The 16023-nt window shown below is 68.6% G+C and carries 17 protein-coding genes; 8 read left to right on the forward strand and 9 right to left on the reverse strand.

Annotated elements, in window-relative coordinates; translation table 11 throughout:
* Nucleotides 1–13 precede the first annotated feature (13 nt).
* Nucleotides 14–193: an oxidoreductase-like domain-containing protein gene (locus ASC91_RS20495; RefSeq protein WP_056201058.1), complete on the reverse strand. Its 180-nt coding sequence runs from the start codon at nt 191–193 to the stop codon at nt 14–16.
* A gap of 144 nt (nt 194–337) precedes the next feature.
* Here ASC91_RS20495 and ASC91_RS20500 point away from each other — a divergent pair, with 144 nt between their 5' ends.
* From ASC91_RS20500 to ASC91_RS20510, 3 genes are read left to right on the forward strand one after another with little or no spacing between them, the layout of a single operon-like run.
* Complete coding sequence (locus ASC91_RS20500; protein ID WP_056201061.1) at nt 338–664, forward strand: YbjQ family protein; 327 nt, start codon at nt 338–340, stop codon at nt 662–664.
* Between the two features lie 4 nt (nt 665–668).
* Nucleotides 669–956 (forward strand): hypothetical protein, encoded by a 288-nt coding sequence (locus ASC91_RS20505; protein ID WP_056201062.1) that lies wholly within the window; start codon nt 669–671, stop codon nt 954–956.
* A 4-nt stretch (nt 957–960) separates the two neighbouring features.
* On the forward strand, nt 961–1371 hold the full coding sequence (locus tag ASC91_RS20510) for a hypothetical protein (protein ID WP_056201362.1): 411 nt from the start codon (nt 961–963) through the stop codon (nt 1369–1371).
* A 207-nt stretch (nt 1372–1578) separates the two neighbouring features.
* Here the strand turns inward: ASC91_RS20510 and ASC91_RS20515 are convergent, their stop codons facing one another.
* From ASC91_RS20515 to ASC91_RS30050, 4 genes are all read right to left on the reverse strand, one after another.
* Nucleotides 1579–2043, reverse strand: coding sequence for a hypothetical protein (locus ASC91_RS20515; RefSeq protein ID WP_157281880.1), 465 nt, complete (start codon nt 2041–2043; stop codon nt 1579–1581).
* A complete protein-coding gene (locus tag ASC91_RS20520) occupies nt 2040–2591 on the reverse strand; it encodes an RNA polymerase sigma factor (RefSeq protein WP_056201067.1) in 552 nt (183 codons plus the stop codon). The genes ASC91_RS20515 and ASC91_RS20520 overlap by 4 nt, the downstream gene beginning before the upstream one ends.
* Before the next feature lie 23 nt (nt 2592–2614).
* Nucleotides 2615–4096 (reverse strand): alpha/beta hydrolase, encoded by a 1482-nt coding sequence (locus ASC91_RS20525; protein WP_056201069.1) that lies wholly within the window; start codon nt 4094–4096, stop codon nt 2615–2617.
* An 87-nt stretch (nt 4097–4183) separates the two neighbouring features.
* Nucleotides 4184–4555: a hypothetical protein gene (locus ASC91_RS30050; RefSeq protein ID WP_056201071.1), complete on the reverse strand. Its 372-nt coding sequence runs from the start codon at nt 4553–4555 to the stop codon at nt 4184–4186.
* Nucleotides 4556–4716: 161 nt separating this feature from the next.
* Here ASC91_RS30050 and ASC91_RS20535 point away from each other — a divergent pair, with 161 nt between their 5' ends.
* A complete protein-coding gene (locus ASC91_RS20535) occupies nt 4717–5586 on the forward strand; it encodes a transporter substrate-binding domain-containing protein (RefSeq protein WP_056201072.1) in 870 nt (289 codons plus the stop codon).
* A gap of 38 nt (nt 5587–5624) precedes the next feature.
* Here the strand turns inward: ASC91_RS20535 and ASC91_RS20540 are convergent, their stop codons facing one another.
* Nucleotides 5625–9182, reverse strand: a complete 3558-nt coding sequence (locus ASC91_RS20540) for an L-glutamate gamma-semialdehyde dehydrogenase (RefSeq protein WP_082532854.1) — start codon at nt 9180–9182, stop codon at nt 5625–5627.
* A gap of 89 nt (nt 9183–9271) precedes the next feature.
* Between ASC91_RS20540 and ASC91_RS20545 the strand changes: the two genes are divergently transcribed.
* Nucleotides 9272–9742 (forward strand): Lrp/AsnC ligand binding domain-containing protein, encoded by a 471-nt coding sequence (locus ASC91_RS20545; protein WP_056201075.1) that lies wholly within the window; start codon nt 9272–9274, stop codon nt 9740–9742.
* 69 nt (nt 9743–9811) lie between these two features.
* Here ASC91_RS20545 and ASC91_RS20550 read toward each other — a convergent pair whose 3' ends face one another.
* On the reverse strand, nt 9812–10228 hold the full coding sequence (locus ASC91_RS20550) for a hypothetical protein (RefSeq protein WP_157281882.1): 417 nt from the start codon (nt 10226–10228) through the stop codon (nt 9812–9814).
* 240 nt (nt 10229–10468) lie between these two features.
* On the opposite strand from ASC91_RS20550, the gene ASC91_RS20555 reads away from it, so the two are divergent.
* Together ASC91_RS20555 and ASC91_RS20560 are read left to right on the forward strand one after the other, a co-directional pair.
* Complete coding sequence (locus ASC91_RS20555; protein WP_162247830.1) at nt 10469–13546, forward strand: ligand-binding sensor domain-containing diguanylate cyclase; 3078 nt, start codon at nt 10469–10471, stop codon at nt 13544–13546.
* 65 nt (nt 13547–13611) lie between these two features.
* The gene (locus tag ASC91_RS20560; RefSeq protein WP_056201083.1) at nt 13612–14139 is read left to right on the forward strand and encodes a hypothetical protein; all 528 of its coding nucleotides are present in this window, start codon (nt 13612–13614) and stop codon (nt 14137–14139) included.
* A gap of 30 nt (nt 14140–14169) precedes the next feature.
* Here the strand turns inward: ASC91_RS20560 and ASC91_RS20565 are convergent, their stop codons facing one another.
* A complete protein-coding gene (locus ASC91_RS20565; RefSeq protein WP_056201086.1) occupies nt 14170–14865 on the reverse strand; it encodes a dienelactone hydrolase family protein in 696 nt (231 codons plus the stop codon).
* An 87-nt stretch (nt 14866–14952) separates the two neighbouring features.
* On the opposite strand from ASC91_RS20565, the gene ribA reads away from it, so the two are divergent.
* The gene (gene ribA, locus ASC91_RS20570; RefSeq protein ID WP_056201090.1) at nt 14953–15558 is read left to right on the forward strand and encodes a GTP cyclohydrolase II; all 606 of its coding nucleotides are present in this window, start codon (nt 14953–14955) and stop codon (nt 15556–15558) included.
* Nucleotides 15559–15651: 93 nt separating this feature from the next.
* Here ribA and ASC91_RS20575 read toward each other — a convergent pair whose 3' ends face one another.
* Nucleotides 15652–15855 carry a hypothetical protein gene (locus tag ASC91_RS20575; protein ID WP_056201093.1) on the reverse strand — a complete coding sequence of 68 codons (204 nt, stop codon included), beginning with the start codon at nt 15853–15855 and terminating at the stop codon, nt 15652–15654.
* Between the last annotated feature and the right edge of the window lie 168 nt (nt 15856–16023).

The raw sequence follows: 16023 nt of genomic DNA on the forward strand, positions 1-16023 counted from the left end.
GGCTGTCCTTGATTCAACTGGCCTGCGGATGGCGCTCGCGCCAGGCCCTCAGGGCTTGGCGGTACTCGTCCTTGGCCAGGTCGTAGAGATCGAAGATGCAGGGGTCGCAGCCATTGCCGCAGCAGGCGTCCAGGTCAGGCTCTGGCGGCGGCAGGGGCATCGGATCGGGGTCGGGTGGCGGCGGCGTCGTCATCGCGCTCGATTGTCCGGCGTGGCGAAAATCCGCCCATTCCACTGCGAGATGGCTATGCCGCGGACCGATGCCCGGCTTCACTTATGCCTTGCTAACGCCCATGCGCCCAAGATCACACCACCCCAACATCACAAGGAGAGTCGCGTGATCATCGTCACCACCGAGAACCTCGCCGGCCACCGCGTCGTCGAGGTCAAGGGCCAGGTTTTTGGCGTCGTCGTGCGCAGCCGCGGCCTGGCCGGCAACATCATGGCGGGGCTGCGTTCCCTCGTCGGCGGTGAGATCACCGAGTACACGCAGTTGCTGGAGGAGGCGCGACGCCACGCCATCGACCGCATGGTCAAGAACGCGCAGCTGATGGGCGGCAATGCCGTGGTCATGATGCGCTTCGATTCGTCGGAGATGGGCCAGACCATGAGCGAGATCGTCGCCTACGGCACGGCCGTGGTGGTCGAGCGGCTGCCGGCCTGACGCCATGCTGCGCAACCTGTTGCTCATCGTGGCACTGGCGGCCGGCATGATCGGCTTGGGCGCAAGCCTGGCCGGCCATCGCGACGCGGCGCCCTTCGCGATCTGGGGCTGCATCATTGCCGCCGCCGTGCTGGTGGAGCGTTGGCGCTACCGGTCCCGCGACGCGACGCCGGGTGGCGACTGGCAGCGGACCGAGGAGCGCTTCGTCGATCCGGAATCCGGGCAGACCATGCTGGTGTTCTACAACCCGCAAACCGGCGAGCGCCGTTACGAACAAGATTCGCGTGCCTGAACGTCTGAACTACGCTATCAAGGCCGAGATCGCCGACACGCAGGCCGGCACCTGGACCTTTGCGGCGCACAAGACGATGTACGGCGGCAAGCGCATCGCCACCGGCGATGTGATCTACCTCTTCGCCAGCGAGAACGAGGGCGGCGTGGGGTTGGTTGCACGCGGCGTGGTCACGTCCGCCGAGGCCATGCCTAGAAAGCCGGGCATCGAGCGGCAGACGCCGCGCGTCAGCATCACTGTCAAGCGGACTGCACTCGTGAAACGCCGCCTCGGCCGGGCCGAACTCAAGCCCTTTGCCGACTGGGACGACGGCCGGCCCGAGACCGAGCTGACCTTCAAGTTCTACCGCCAGGCGACGAACAAGATCGTCGGGCTCAGCGGCACGGCCGCCAGCTTCCTCGATACCTTCTTCTGACGCCCGCGCGCCTCACGTTTGGTGAGCAGCGCCGTTACACAAATCCAGCCCGGATTCGGTTATGCTGCGCCGCAACATTGCAACGTCGCAATACCGCTTGTCTCCTCCACCGCCCCTGGGTGGATTTGGCCCTCTCGGTGGCTTGCCACCCGCAGAGGGCCTTTTCTTGTCCGGCTGCCTTTGGCGCGGCCAGCCGAAAGCACTCCTTCAAGAGCCAAGCTGGCGTTCAAGCTCGGCGCGCCGCTGCGTCAGCTGCCTGTGCTTGCCGCGCGCGCGCACCAGCGTGATGACAGCAATCACCAGCATCACGGCGAACACGGCCGCCGCTGGCCATGCCGCCGCGATGCCTTCGCCCATTCCCAGGGCCAAGGCGCCAGCCAGCGCTACCGCGCTGAACCCGACTGCCATGCGAGCCGCAACGACTTGCTGAAACGCCAGCAGCACACGGCGCGACGCCAGCACCCACACGGCATAGACAACCCAGCACAGGCCGATGCCGGTCATGGCGGCGAAGGCGATCACGGTCCGTGGCGGCAATGCGGGTTCGGTCAGCCACAGCGAGCCGACGACGACCGACATCGCCAATGCAGCCAGCAACAGCGCAACATGGCCGAAGCGCGCCTTGGCTGACAGCTCGCGGTTGGCCAAGGCGGAGATGGAAGCGGGATTCACGACTGCACTCCTTGGATGCCAAGCTGATGCCGGAGTATTTTTCGGGCCCGGTGCAACCGGGATTTGATGGTGCCGATGGGGATGTCCAGCACCTGGGCAACCTCGTCGAGCGACAGCTCCTGCAAATAGAACAACGTCAGCACCTCCTTCTCAACCGGCGGCAGGCGCGCCAGCGCCTCCAGCATGGCGGCCAGTTCGAATTCGAGGGCGAGCGCGCCGTCGTCGCCGGGCTGCTCTTCGAGCTCGATATCGGTGTCGACACAAATCGGCTGTTTGTATTGTTCACGCAGCCGGTCCATCAGCACCCGGTGTGCAATGCCGAACAGCCAGGACCGCAGCTTGGCGCCTTCGCGCAGACGGGAGATCCCGCGCAACACGCGCAGCCAGACTTCCTGCGCAGCGTCATCGGCGGCGGCGTCATTGCCTGAAAGCTGACGTGCATAACGCCACAACGGCTGATGCCAACGCGCGATCAGTTCATCAAAGGCCGGCCGTTCGCCGAGCTGACAGCGGATCACCAGCAATTCGTCAGCGAGCGGGTTGTGCATGGATGACTCACGGTGTGGGCTTGTCATCTTTCAGTGCGGATCGAGCCGACCTTTTCGAAGCGTGGCAGGGGCAAGGCGATGCGCGGGTCCAGGCCGGTTTCGCCGCGGACAAAGCGGCCCAACAGCGCTCTCATGGCTGCGTTCCCGAACACGTCGAACTGGTGCGCCGCGTTTTCCACGACGACCAAATGCGCCTGCGGCAGCGTGGCAGCGATTTCCTGTGCGTTTTCCACCGGCGTGCGTGCATCCAGGTCGCCCACCAGCATCAGCGTGGGGACCGGAACCGCGACCGGCTCACGGAACGCGTCCCCGATCTGCCGCGCGTTCCATGCAGCGTACAGATAGCGCCCCGGGAAATTCATCGTGTCGCCGAGCAGGGCGTTGCCGGCCTCGCCCTCGATCCGTGCGCTGCGCGCCGCACTCGCTCCGGAGCTCAGGTCCGTCATGTGCTTCATGGCTGAATCGATGCCGAATTGGCGCCGCAGCAAGAGGGTCAGCTGCGCCACGCGCCGGAAGTTGCCGGCACTCATCTCCTGCACGGTGGCGGGGAGTGTCGCGACCGCGCGCGGATCGCCGAGGGTTTGCGCGATCGCCCACTGCACGTCCATCGCCCCGATCACCACCTTGGCTTCCTGCCCGGTGGCCGGATCAGTCACAGCCACCTCCACCGGCGACTGCGCCAGCCCGGCGATGACGGCGTGCAGTTGCCCGGTCATCCCAGGCGCGCCCGCACGTTCGCCGATGCGCAGCAGCACCCGATCCACCTGCGACGGCAGCTTCCATGTGTGATCCGGCCCTTCCGGGCTGATCAAAACCATGCGCTCGACCGCGCCCGGGTGGCGCCGCGCAGTGGCCAGCGCCAGGTGGGTGCCATAGCTGCGGCCCCACAAGGTCACCTTGCCATAGCCGAAGGACTGGCGCACCGCATCGACGTCGTCGGCGCTTTCCTCGGTGTTGTAGGCCTCCAGGCGGATGCCGCGCCCACGCATCTCTGCGGCGACGGCACGCGCTGCTTGCTCCATCAAGGGCAGCCAGGCGGCGACCGAGGCTGGCCTGTCGAGTGGCAAGCCATAGCGCATCGTGGCGCGCAGATTCGGGGTGGAGGCGCCCACGCCACGCTGGTCGATGCCAACCACGTCGCCATCGATGAATTCCGCCAGCGCCGCGCCACCATGCCTGGCCAGATCGATCACCTGCCTGACGCCGGAATCGCCGGGGCCGCCCGCCAGGATCACATGGGCCTTCTCGGCGTCGGCACCGGCACGCCGTACACGCACCACCGCCAATTCAATGGCAGGACCTTCCGGCTCTGAACGCAACTCCGGAACCCGCACGCGCCCGCGAGTAACCACGAACGCGGTGCCATCCGTGGCGATCAGTGGTGCATCCTGGGGATCGATGAGCGTAGTTGGCGCGGCTGCGCCCACCAGCGGCAGCCATAGCGCGAACACGGCGAAGCGGGGCGCCAGACGGGCCATGGAAATACCGGCATTGAGTTCCTTCATGAATCCTCCTCGTTGCAACCTGTAGTCGGAGGATCCACAAAAAGGTTCATCGCGCCGCGCGCCCAGGCCTGGCCTGGGCGCGCGGGCTCAGCCCGCAGGCCGACGACGGCTTTCGAGGAGGCGGATGCGCGCCTGCAGCTCGGCCAGCTCGCGATCACACTCCTGCGCCTTGATCGCCTCGATCTCGCCGTGGATGCGGCGCAGCTCCTGCAGTGGCGCGGACGCGGCCTGGGCCTCGGCCGGCTGCCGCTCGGCCATCTCGATCAACAGCTGGGTGATCACGCCCAGCTGGTCGCCGTAGCTCGCCACGTCGAAGGCCCGCGCCTCGATGCGCGCGTTGCCGGCCTGGGGTTTGATGCCGGCAAAGAACCAGTCCAGGCGCGGCTCGATGTCCTGCGCCACGTCGCCGCTGAAGGGCAGGCGCAACTGCGGCGCCCAGAGCCAAAACCATGGGAACATTCTTTTTCTCCCTTGCACGCCGAACGGCTGGCGTGTGGGGGGATGGTGGCGTACGGTCGCGCGCATGGCAAGCTCGCCTCCCGTCATGGCCCGCCGGCCACCATGCTGCTCACCGCGATTCCTAATTGGCTCTCTGAAAAATGCGTGATTGCAGGCAGTCGGTGATCCACATCGCAAGCCGGGCGTTAGCCCTGGCCAGCGTGGCACTGCTAGGGTTTGGCGGGTTCGGCGCGTCGGCCGAACCTTCGCCTGGCGCACCGCAGGTCGTGACCTACCCCTCGTCCGGCGCCGCCGGCGACAAGCGCGGCGACTACTACGCCAGCCTGCTCAAGCTGGCCTTGGGCAAGGCTGACGGCCACTTCGCCGTGCAACCTTCCGCGAAACCGAGCGTGGCCGTGCGAGCCTTCGTGAGCATGGCCGCCGGGCAGGATATCGACGTCGTCTGGGCACCGACCACGGTCCAGCTCGAGCGCGACTATCTGCCCGTGCGGATCCCGGTCGACAAGGGCATCCTCGGCTGGCGCATCTTCCTGATCGGCGAGGACGACCGAGGCCAGTTCGAGAGCATCCGTTCGCTGGAGCAGCTCAAGGCGCTGCCAGCCGGGCTGGTCAGGGAATGGGTCGACACGGGCGTCCTGCAGAGCAACGGCCTGCCGGTCGTCGCCGCCGCGCGCTACGAGAACCTGTTCACGATGCTGGCGGCGCAGCGCTTTCGCTACCTGCCGCGCGGCGTCGGCGAGATCTACGGCGAGTTGAGCAACTACGGCCACCTGGGCCTGGCCGTCGAATCCCACCTCGCGCTGCACTACCCGATGTGCAGCTACTTCTTTGTCGCCCGGCAGAACACCGAGCTGGCCGAGCACATCGAGCAGGGCCTTCGGCGCGCGCAAAAGGACGGGTCGTTCGAGCAGCTCTTCCAGCAGTTCTTCGGCAAGGCGGTGCAGGCCGCAAAGCTCGACAAGCGCCTGGTCTTCGAGCTGGACCACCCCACCGCGCCGGCGACCTGCCTGCGAGCCCCAATCCCACAATGACGCCGCATTGATGCCGCAGGCCGCTGCGTCAAGCGCCCTCAGCGCACCCCTGCCAGCAGGGCCGCATTGCCCCCAGCTGCCGCCGTGTTGACCGTCAGCGTCTGCTCGGCCGCGAAGCGGTAGAGCTGGCGCACATGGCCGGCGCCAGTGACCAGCGGCAAGATGGCCCCAGCCCGCGTGGCCAGGGCTTGCGCGAGCACATGGGCGGCCGCGGAGTCGGACGATGCCAGCGCGACGCCAGCGAGCTGCGGCGCGGCGAGCAGCCCCGGCAGCGTCGCGTCGGGCAGTAGCGTCAGCGCGTTGACCGGCAGGCCGGCGCGCAGAAGGGCCTGGCGGGCGCGTTCGTCGCCGCCCAGCCAGATGGCGCTGTTGCCGGCCAGCAGGGCGCTGACGACCGCGGCCAGGCCCGCTTCGTCACGGCCGAGCACGGCGAAGACGCCCCGGGCGTGGTGGCGCAGCGTGTTGCTCTCGCCGGTCGGGCCGGGCAGCACGAGGTCGGCGAACTGCGCCTGCGCCGCGACGAACAGGCCACGCAAGGCGAGAGCGGTCGGCGCGTCCAACGTGTCGGCAGCGCGACGCAGCGTGGCGATGCGCTCAAGCAGCGGCGTGTCGCGCCAACCGGCGTCGGCGGCAACGGCCAAGGCCTCGCTGCGGCCGTCCATCGCCAGCGTCGGCAGCGGCGCGTCGAGTTGCGGCTCGGCGCAGAAGCGGCGCAGGTAGTCGGGGCCGCCAGCCTTGGGGCCGGTGCCGGACAGGCCTTCGCCGCCAAAAGGCTGCACGCCCACCACCGCGCCGATGATGTTGCGGTTGACATAGACGTTGCCGATGCGCGCCTCGTCGGCCAGGCGCTGGGCGCGGCTGTCGATGCGCGTCTGGATGCCCAGCGTCAGGCCATAGCCCAGCGCGTTGATCTCCTTGATGACGTCGTCGACCGAGTCGTCGAAGCGCACCACGTGCAGCACCGGGCCGAAGATCTCTTCGCCGAGGTGCGACACGCGCGGCAGCTCGAAGGCGACGGGGCGGATCTGGCGCGGCATGGCCTCGGCCACCGGCGCCTCGGCCAGCAGCTTGGCGTCGCGCTTGAGGCGCTCGACATGCTTGCTGATGTTGGCATGGGCCTCGTCGTCGATGACGGGACCGACGTCGGTGGCCAGGTGCGCAGGCTGGCCGACATGCAGCTGCGACAACGCACCCTTGAGCATCTCGATGACACCCTCGGCAATGCTGGACTGCACGCACAGCAGGCGCAGCGCCGAGCAGCGCTGGCCGGCGGAGCGGAAGGCCGATTGCACGACGGCGTCGATGACCTGTTCGGGCAGTGCCGTCGAGTCGACGACCATGGCATTGAGACCGCCGGTCTCGGCGATCAGCGGGATCGGCGAGTTGGGCTTGGCGGCGAGCGCCTTGTTGATGATCTGCGCGACGACGGTGGAGCCGGTGAAGCAGACGCCGGCCGTGTGCGCATGGGCGACCAGACCGGCGCCGACGGTCTCGCCGGGGCCATGCAGCAGCGCCAGCGCACCGGCCGGCACGCCGGCGGCGTGCAGCAACTCAACCATCTTCAGCGCGACATAAGGCGTCTGCTCGGCGGGCTTGGCGGCCACCGCATTGCCGGCAACCAACGCGGCGACGACCTGGCCGGCAAAGATGGCAAGCGGGAAGTTCCACGGGCTGATGCAGACGAAGACGCCGCGGCCCTGCATCAATGCCGGCTCGGCTTCGGCCTGGTCGGCGTAATAACGCAGGAAGTCCACGGCCTCGCGCACCTCGGCGACGCAGTCGGCCTGGGTCTTGAAGGCTTCCTTGACAAGCAGGGCGCAGAACTCGGCCAGGCGGGCGTCGAGGTCGTCGGCGGCGCGGCGCAGGATGGTGGCGCGCTGGGCGACGGGCGTGGCGTTCCAGGCGGGGAAGCCGGCGTGCAGGCGGTTCATTGCGGAATCGACCTCGGCGGCGGAAGCCTCGGGAACGGCACGCACAGGCGTCGTCTCCAGCGCGACCTGCAGGGCCACGCGCTGGGCCGGCGCGGTCAGGTCGGCGCCTGTGGAGTTGGCGCGGCCGCGGCCTTCGCTGTCCAGGTAGAGGGCCGGCGGCAACGGCAGCGCGCTCGTCGCACGCACCTCGGCCAGCGGCGAGCCGAGCAGCTCGGGCACCTGCACGCTGGGGTCGGCCAACTGGTGCACGAAGGACGAGTTGGCGCCGTTTTCCAGCAGGCGGCGCACGAGATAGGCCAGCAGGTCGCGATGCTCGCCGACCGGCGCATAGACGCGGCAGGGGATGCTGCCGTCCTTCAGCACCTCGCGGTAGACGCCCTCGCCCATGCCGTGCAGGCGCTGCATCTCGAACGGCGCGCCGGTGGCGCGGGCCATCTGCACGATGGCCGCGATGGTGCCGGCGTTGTGGCTGGCGAACTGCGGGTAGATGACGTCGGCATGCTGGATCAGCGCGCGGGCGCAGGCCAGGTAGCTGACGTCGGTGTGCTGCTTGTGCGTGAACACCGGGTAGTGGGTCAGGCCCAGCTCCTGGGCGCGCTTGATCTCGCCATCCCAGTAGGCACCCTTGACCAGGCGCACCATGAAGCGCAGGCCATGCTTGCGCGCGATGGCCGCCACTTCATCGACGACCGCCAGCGCCCGCGACTGATAGGCCTGCACCGCCAGGCCGAAGCCGCGCCAGTGCGGGTAGTGGGTGGCGATACGCGCGGCCAGCGTGTCCAGCACATCCAGCGACAGCTCCAGGCGGTCGACCTCCTCGGCGTCGATGGTCAGGTTGATGTTGGCCTCGGCGGCCAGCTCGATGAGCGCCCACACACGCGGCAGCAGCTCGGCGAAGACGCGCTCGCGCTGCAGCACCTCGTAGCGGCTGAACAGGGCGCTGAGCTTGATGGAGATGCCGTCCGACGCCTCCGGCGACGCCGCGCGCTGGCCGGCGGCGATGGCCTTGATGGCGCCGACATAGGCCGCCTGATAGCGCAATGCATCGGCCTCGGTGCGGGCGCCTTCGCCGAGCATGTCGTAGCTGAAGCGCAGCTGCTTTTGCTGCTTGCGCGCCGAATCCGCCTCGCCCATCGCCTCATTGATGTTGCGGCCGAGCACGAACTGCCGGCCCAAGAGCTGGATGGCCCGTACGGTGGCGGCCACCACGGTCTGCGCGCCCAGGCGCTTGAACAGGCCGCCGTCGTCATCCGCGCCCGGCAGGAAGCGCTTGGACATCGAGATGGCCGAGGCCGACAGCGCGGCCAGCATCTTGTGCGGGCTGCCTTCACTGGCGCCGTCGAAGTCGGCGCGGCCGAGCTGGTCGGCCGTCAGCGCAATGGCCGTGGGCGCGTCGGGCACCCGCAGCAGCGCCTCGGCCAGGCGCATCAGGGCCAGGCCTTCGGCGCTGGTGATGGGGTATTCGCGCAGCAGCGATTCCATGGCCCAGAAAGGCGCCGGGTTCTTGCGCACCTGCTCCACCCAGGGCGCGGCCATGGCGATGACGCCAGGCCAGTCCAGCGCACCGCCAACACGCTCGGCCAGGGCCTGCACGACGCCGTGCTCGGCCCGGTAGGGATCGGGCAGGCGGGGCTGTTCGGTCGGGGCGACGAAGGGCGTGGGCATGGCAGAGCTCCTGGTGAGGTTTCGCACTCTATCGACGCTTCACTTGGATTAAATTCCAAGGATTACAGGAACGGCCGACAAAAATCCAGATGGACGACGAAACCAAACTCGACAAGATCGACGCCCGCATCTTGCGCGTGCTGCAGGCCGATGGGCGTATTTCCAACCTCAAGCTGGCTGAAGCCGTACACCTGTCGCCCACCGCCGTGCTGGAGCGCGTCAAGCGCCTGACCCGCGACGGCTACATCCTCGGCTACGAGGCGCGGCTGAACCCGGCCAAGCTCGGCGCGGCCATGCTGGTCTTCATCGAGGTGCACCTGGACCGCACGGTGATGGACGTGATGGACAACTTCAAGGCCGCCGTCCAGGCCCGCGCCGAGATCCTGGAATGCCACCTGGTGGCCGGCGGCTTCGACTATCTGCTCAAGACGCGGGTGCGGGATATGGGCGCGTATCGGGAGTTCATTGGCAGCGTGATCTGGACGCTGCCGGGGGTAAGGGAGACGCGGACGTATGCGGTGATGGAGGAGGTGAAGGCGACGAATGCGCTGGCGTTCTGAAGTGCTTGCCTTTGCAGGTGGCCATCCGGCGCCTTCTCGGGCCTCCAACCGGAAAGTCCTGTCAAAAGGTCAGATGCCGACGTAGGTGCCCAAGCCAGGGATGACTTTGGAAAGCACAGGGCTAAACGCTATGGCGCCCAGGAGCACGTAGCCGATAAGGAAGATTGGATACGTGGTAACTGCCGTCTTCACACTGAGAAACTCACTCTCCAGGCCTTTCAACAACACCCTGGCTTTCTCATCGACCTTGGCGAGTTTGCGCAGCCGAAGAATCTCGGCTGGGAAAAGGTGACTCCCCTTGTATCGAACGAAAGACAGCACCGCGATGCTGAACCAGGCGTTGACAACTGGCGTCTTGGTTCCGAGGCAGGCCAGCGCGAAGGTGAACGCGACGAGGCCGAAACCCATGTTCAGGAAATCGGCCCATTTTTCGAAGCGCTCGCGAAGCTCGGTGAGGTACTCGTCAGTGATCGTGATCGCTTCCATCGTCATGTGGCCTTGTGAAGATCTCGAATTTGGTGTCGAACGCATAGGTTGCCACTCGTGACGCGCGCCCAGCAGTCGCACCGTCGAAGAGACAGTTGCCGGACCAGTTGCGCGAACGCGTTCCCATGATGCACTGCACCAGCCGGCAGACGATGTCCTCGAGTCGACGACCGCGCTGCCGTTCGAAGGCCGGGTAAATCGGGCGCGGGAGACGCCGACGCAGCTTGGACAATGAAAACCATGCCGCCAACGTTCCACCGCACACTGACGCTGGCGCTTTGCCTGCTGACCGCGTTGACCGGAGGAGTGGCCACAGCCCAGCCTCCATTGAGCGCGCTGGAGCCCCAGTTTGCCAACGTCCCGGTGCCGCGCGACGTGGTCGGCAGCCTGGCGCAAGACAAACAAGGCCTGATCTGGATCGGCACCAGCGACGGTCTGGCGCGCTACGACGGCTACCGCCTGCGCCCCATCGAACGCGAAGGCGCCACGCCGGTGCAGCGCAACCTGGGCTGGGTGCGCTCGCTGGCCCCCGCCGCAGACGGCGGCATGTGGATAGGCACCGAGGTCAACGGCCTGGCGCGCTACGAACCTGCGTTCGACCGCGTGCGCATGCTGGGCAGCGGCAGCGAGCGCGCCACGCCCATCCGCGCGCTGGCGGAGGACGACGCCGGCCGGGTCTGGGTCGGCACACTGGGTCAGGGCCTGCTGCGCTTTGAGCCGAAAACCGCGCGCTTCGAGATCGAGCCGCTGCGCGTCGACGGCGCAACCGAGCGCCGCGTGCTGGCGCTGGCCGTGGGCCGCGACGGCGCGCTGTGGGCCGGCCACTGGCGGGGCCTAGCCCGGCGCGACCTGCAGGGCGGCTGGGCGGCGCTGGCCTTGCCCGACAACGCCATCATCGGCATCAGCACCTTGCTGGAGGACCGCGCGGGCCGGCTCTGGTTCGGCAGCGTGGACGGCCGCGTCGGCCGCATCGAGGCGAACGGCCAGCCGCGCTGGCTGGCGGCGCGCTTCAAGGGGGGCGTGCAGGCGCTGGCGCAGAGCGCCGACGGCACGGTCTGGGCCGGCCTGAACGACGGCATCGCCTGGCTGGACGGCGACAGCGGCGCGCTGCTGCGCCAGTTGCGCCACAACCCCCATCTGCCCGGCGGCCTGGCCGGCAATGACGTCAACGTGCTGCTGCGCGACCAGACCGGCACCATGTGGGTGGGCGGCTACGGCGTGGGCTTGCAGCGCCACCAGCAGCACCCGGCACTGGCCGTGCGCGGCCCCGACGCCGACCCCCGCAGCCCCCTGGCCAGCAGCGACCTGCGCGGCCTGCTGCCCCGCCGTGACGGCCTGCTGATGGTGGCCACGCACAGCGGCCCGGTGGCCCTGCTGGACGCGCAGCTGCGCACCGTCGGCGGCTGGCCGCGTGAGGCCGACACGCCGGTGGACAACCTCGCCGAGGGGCCGGATGGCAGCGTCTGGCTGGTGGCCAACGGCCGCCTGGAGCGCCGCGAACCGCGCAGCGCCCGACTGCTCGCCAGCTGGGCGCTGGAGGGCGGCCGCGCGCATCGCGTGCTGGTATTACCGAGTGGTGAAGTCTGGGTGGGCATGCAGGACGGGCTCTACCGCCTGCCTTCGCCCCAGGCCCGCATCGAGCGCGTGCGCCGCGCAGATGGCGAGCCGCTGCGCGGCGGCGTGCATGCGCTGCGCGTGGAGGCCCGCAACGGCCAACTCTGGGTCGGCGCGCTGGCCGGCCTGTTCCGCTGGGACGGCCAGCGCCTGGCCGAGGTGCAGGGCGCGCCCGGCGAGGCGCTGGGCTTTCCTGCCGTGCTCGGTCTGCTGCACACCCGCGACGGCAGCCTTTACGTGGACACCGCCGTCAGCGGCCTGCACCGGCTCAAGGGCTACGACGAACAGGGCCGCGCGCGCTTCGAACGCATCAGCGAGCGCATGGGGGCGCCGGGCCGGCCCTTCGGCGTCAACCTGCACGAGGACGCCAAGGGCCGGGTATGGAGCCAGCAATCCGTCTACGACCCGAACGCCAACCGCCTGGACGAACTCTCCGGCGCCGAGGGCCCGCCGATGGGCACGCCGCGCTTCTTCGCCGACGCCGCCCTGCCCGACGGCCGCCTGCTCTTCTGCGGCAGCCGCGGCCTGCTCGTCATCGAGCCGCTGGCCTTCATGCCTTCGCGCTATGCGCCGCCGGTGGTCGTCAGCAGCCTGCGCCGCGACGGCCAGCTCTTCCAGCCGGACCAGGACCTGAAGCAAGGCTTGAAGCTGCCGGCCGGTACCCGCAGTGTGGCCGTCGAGTTCGCCGCACTGGACTACATCGACCCGGCCAAGCTGCGCTACATGATGCGCCTGGCGGGCTGGGACGCCGAATGGACGTTCACCGACGCCAGTGCCCGCTTCGCGAGCTATGGCGGCCTGCCGCCGGGCCGCTATCGGCTGGAGGTGTACGCCACCAACCATCACGGCGTGTGGGGCGACCGCCCGCTGCTGCTCGACATCGAGCTGCTGCCGGCCTGGTGGCAGACGCGCTGGGCCCAGGCGGCCGCCGCGCTTTCTTTACTGGGCTTGGCCTGGCTGCTGTTGCGCTGGGGTGTGGCGAGGCGCACCGCACAGCTGCGCCGACGCGAAACGGCGCTGCAAGCCCTGGTGGAGCAGCGCACCACGGAGTTGCGCGAGGCCAGCACCACCGACCCGCTGACCGGCCTGCGCAACCGCCGCTACCTGGACTCGCGGGTCACCTCGGACCTGCAGCTCTGCCTGCGCCACTACACCGAGCCGCGCCACAGCAACCCCGACCGCCACCGCGACGACGAAGCCGACCTGCTCGTCATGCTGATGGACCTCGATCACTTCAAGCGCATCAACGACCGCCACGGCCACACCGCGGGCGACCAGGTGCTGGTTGAGTTCGCCCGCCGGCTGCGCATGGTCTTCCGCGAGAGCGACGTGCTGGTGCGTTGGGGCGGCGAGGAATTCCTGGCCCTGGCCCGCGGCGGCGCACGCAGCGGCGCCACCGAGCTGGCGGCACGCTTCAACGCCGTCGTGCGCGAGCAGGCCTTCACGCTGGCCGACGGCCGCACGCTGCCGGTCACCGTGTCCATCGGCTTCGCCGTCTTCCCTCTCGACCCCGAAGCGCCTCGGGCCTGGGATTGGGACGCCACGCTGAGCCTGGCCGATGCCGCCCTCTATGCCGCCAAGGCGCAAGGCCGCGACGGCTACCTGGGCGTGCTGCGCGCCGATGGCCTGCGGCCCGATGAACTGGCCCTGGACGCCGACACCTGGCCGGACGAGCCGCGGCTGCAGGTGCGGCGCAGCGACTGAGCGCCAAGGCGGGCGGCGAGCGTGGCCAGCGCCGCAAAATGCGCGTTTTCAAGTCGACCCACCCCATGATGCATCGCACCCTCACGCTGACGGCCTGCCTGCTGGCCAGCTTCGCCGCCGAGGCCGTGTCAACGACCGCGCAGATCACCGCCCAGTCGGCGCTGCTGGGCGTGCAACTGGCCGCCAAGCAGCGTGAGGCCAAGGGCGGCCTGCCCGCCGCGCAGAACGCCTGCATCCAGGCCCTGCAGCCCAGCGAGTTCTACGAGACGACCGAACGGGTGGTCACGATGTCGCTGAGTGCCAGCGAAGTTGCGGCGGCCGACCGGTTTTTCAGTTCGGTCCCGGGACACAAATACGCCAGGCACGGCTTGCTGGGCATCTACACCGCCCTGGGCGAAAAGGCCCCCGAGCCGCTGCCCGCCATTTCGGCAGCCGAAGTCAAGGCCATCGAAGCCTTTGCCGCCTCGCCGGCCGGGCAAGCCCTGTTCACCCGCCAGGTCCTGCAATCCCCGGCGGCCCGCGAAGCCTATGACGGCCGCGCCCGTGAGCTGGTCACGCGCTGCCAGGCCGTCAAGCCGGATCGCGCGGACTGACGTGGGTCTCGCGAGCTGGGCGCGCGACGCTCAGCCCAGGTGCTTGCCAAAGAACCGCATCGCCCGGTCCCACGCCTGCTGCGCCCACACCGCGTCGTACTGCGTCTTGGCAATGCGCCCTGGCCCCTGCGCCGTCTCGTTGGCAAAGGCATGGTGGGCCAGATAGCGGTGGCCTTCGTAGCGCACACCGACCTCGGCGAACTTCGCTTCCAGGCTGTCCACGCCGGCAATCGGGAAGGATTCATCCTGCGTGGCCCAGTGGGCCTGCAGCGGCATCTTGATCTTGCTGGCGTCTACATATTCCAGCGGCGGCATGCCGTACCAGATCACGGCGGCGTCGGCCTCGGGCACCATCGTCGCGGCCAGCACGGTCAGCGCGCCGCCCATGCAATAGCCGGTCACGCCGACCTTGCCGCTGCCCAGCTTCAGGTCCTTGAGGTAGTGCACCGCGCCGCGCACGTCCTGCGAGGCGGCGTCGCCAAAGTTCAGGTCCGTCATCAGATGGCCGGCTTCCTCGGCCTCGACGGTGCTCTTGCCGCGGTAGAGGTCGGGCACCAGCGCCGTGAAGCCGGCCAGCGCAAAGCGATCGGCCACGCCACGGATCTGGTCGTTCAGGCCCCACCATTCCTGGATGACCACCACGGCGCCCAAGGGCTGGGCGGCCTCGGCGAGATAGCCGGACACAGGGGCGCCATCGGGGCGCTTGAACTGGACGGTCTGGGCCATGCGTGTCTCCTGAAAAGCGGCAGCCTAACCTGCGCGACACGGGGTTTTCCCCGGGGCGGCGAGAATGCCCCCTTGAAGCCCCACACCATGAAGATCGAACGCATCGTCTCCACCCGCCTGCCAACGCCCTATGGCGAGTTCGTCATTCACGGCTTCCGTGAGGACGACAGCGGCCAGGAGCATGTCGTGCTGAGCCTGGGTGAGCTGACCGGTGACGAGCCGCCGCTGGTGCGCGTGCACTCCGAATGCATGACCGGCGAAGTCTTCGGCTCGCTGCGCTGCGACTGCCGGCCACAACTGCAAAGCGCCATGAAGCGCATCGCCGACCTGGGGCGCGGTGCCATCGTCTACATGCGCGGCCACGAGGGGCGCGGCATCGGCCTGGTGCAGAAGCTGCGCGCCTACGCCGAGCAGGATGCCGGCGCCGACACCATCCAGGCCAATGCCCAACTGGGCCTGCCCATCGACTCGCGCCGCTACGACGCCGCCGCCTGCATGCTGCGGTCGCTGGGCGTGCAGCGCATCCGGCTGCTGACCAACAACCCGCTGAAGATGGCCGCCCTGGCCGAGTTCGGCATCGACGTCGTCGAACGCGAAGCCTCGTTGACGGAGCCGGGCCCCGACAACGAGAAATACCTGCGCACCAAGGCCGAGTCCATGGGCCACCATGACCTCGGCCACCTCTTCGAATAAGGCAGGCCCCCTGCGCGGCAGAGGGCCTGGTCGGTCGACGGGCTAAGGCGCCGGTGGCACCTCACGGCGCCGCGCCCTCAGCCCCTTGCGCAGTCAGCGGTTCTTGGAACCCTGCTGGTTGCTGGGCTTGCTTTGCTGGTCGCGACCGGCAGAGCCACCCCCTTGCTGGGGCGTCTGGCTGCCGCCACCGGCCTGGCTTTGCTGGCCAGGGCTCTGGTCACGGCTCTGACCACCCTGCTGGATGTTCTGACCGCTTTCGGGCTGCTGCTTACCGGATTGGCGTTGCTGGTTGGACATGGCTGTTCCTTCACTGTGAGCCTGGGCGGCACCCCATTGCGCCGCCGCGTCAACAACCTTAGGCCGCAGGCAAAAGATCCCTGTAGGAGAAGGCGCCGGATACATCGTCAAGTCGCAAGCCGGGGAGACGAGTTGTGCCGTTAGGCGACAAGGCTGATTCAAGCCGCC

Origin of the sequence: Pelomonas sp. Root1237 (genome assembly GCF_001425055.1) — a bacterium.
Lineage (GTDB): Bacteria > Pseudomonadota > Gammaproteobacteria > Burkholderiales > Burkholderiaceae_C > Pelomonas.

Bases quoted from the DNA above. Each gene is read 5' to 3' on its own strand.
- ASC91_RS20495 (WP_056201058.1), bottom strand. From the start codon at position 193: ATGACGACGCCGCCGCCACCCGACCCCGATCCGATGCCCCTGCCGCCG.
- ASC91_RS20505 (WP_056201062.1), top strand. From the start codon at position 669: ATGCTGCGCAACCTGTTGCTCATCGTGGCACTGGCGGCCGGCATGATC.
- ASC91_RS20520 (WP_056201067.1), bottom strand. From the start codon at position 2,591: ATGCACAACCCGCTCGCTGACGAATTGCTGGTGATCCGCTGTCAGCTC.
- ASC91_RS20525 (WP_056201069.1), bottom strand. From the start codon at position 4,096: ATGAAGGAACTCAATGCCGGTATTTCCATGGCCCGTCTGGCGCCCCGC.
- ASC91_RS30050 (WP_056201071.1), bottom strand. From the start codon at position 4,555: ATGTTCCCATGGTTTTGGCTCTGGGCGCCGCAGTTGCGCCTGCCCTTC.
- ASC91_RS20540 (WP_082532854.1), bottom strand. From the start codon at position 9,182: ATGCCCACGCCCTTCGTCGCCCCGACCGAACAGCCCCGCCTGCCCGAT.
- ASC91_RS20545 (WP_056201075.1), top strand. From the start codon at position 9,272: ATGGACGACGAAACCAAACTCGACAAGATCGACGCCCGCATCTTGCGC.
- ASC91_RS20550 (WP_157281882.1), bottom strand. From the start codon at position 10,228: ATGGAAGCGATCACGATCACTGACGAGTACCTCACCGAGCTTCGCGAG.
- ASC91_RS20555 (WP_162247830.1), top strand. From the start codon at position 10,469: ATGCCGCCAACGTTCCACCGCACACTGACGCTGGCGCTTTGCCTGCTG.
- ASC91_RS20560 (WP_056201083.1), top strand. From the start codon at position 13,612: ATGATGCATCGCACCCTCACGCTGACGGCCTGCCTGCTGGCCAGCTTC.
- ASC91_RS20565 (WP_056201086.1), bottom strand. From the start codon at position 14,865: ATGGCCCAGACCGTCCAGTTCAAGCGCCCCGATGGCGCCCCTGTGTCC.
- ribA (WP_056201090.1), top strand. From the start codon at position 14,953: ATGAAGATCGAACGCATCGTCTCCACCCGCCTGCCAACGCCCTATGGC.
- ASC91_RS20575 (WP_056201093.1), bottom strand. From the start codon at position 15,855: ATGTCCAACCAGCAACGCCAATCCGGTAAGCAGCAGCCCGAAAGCGGT.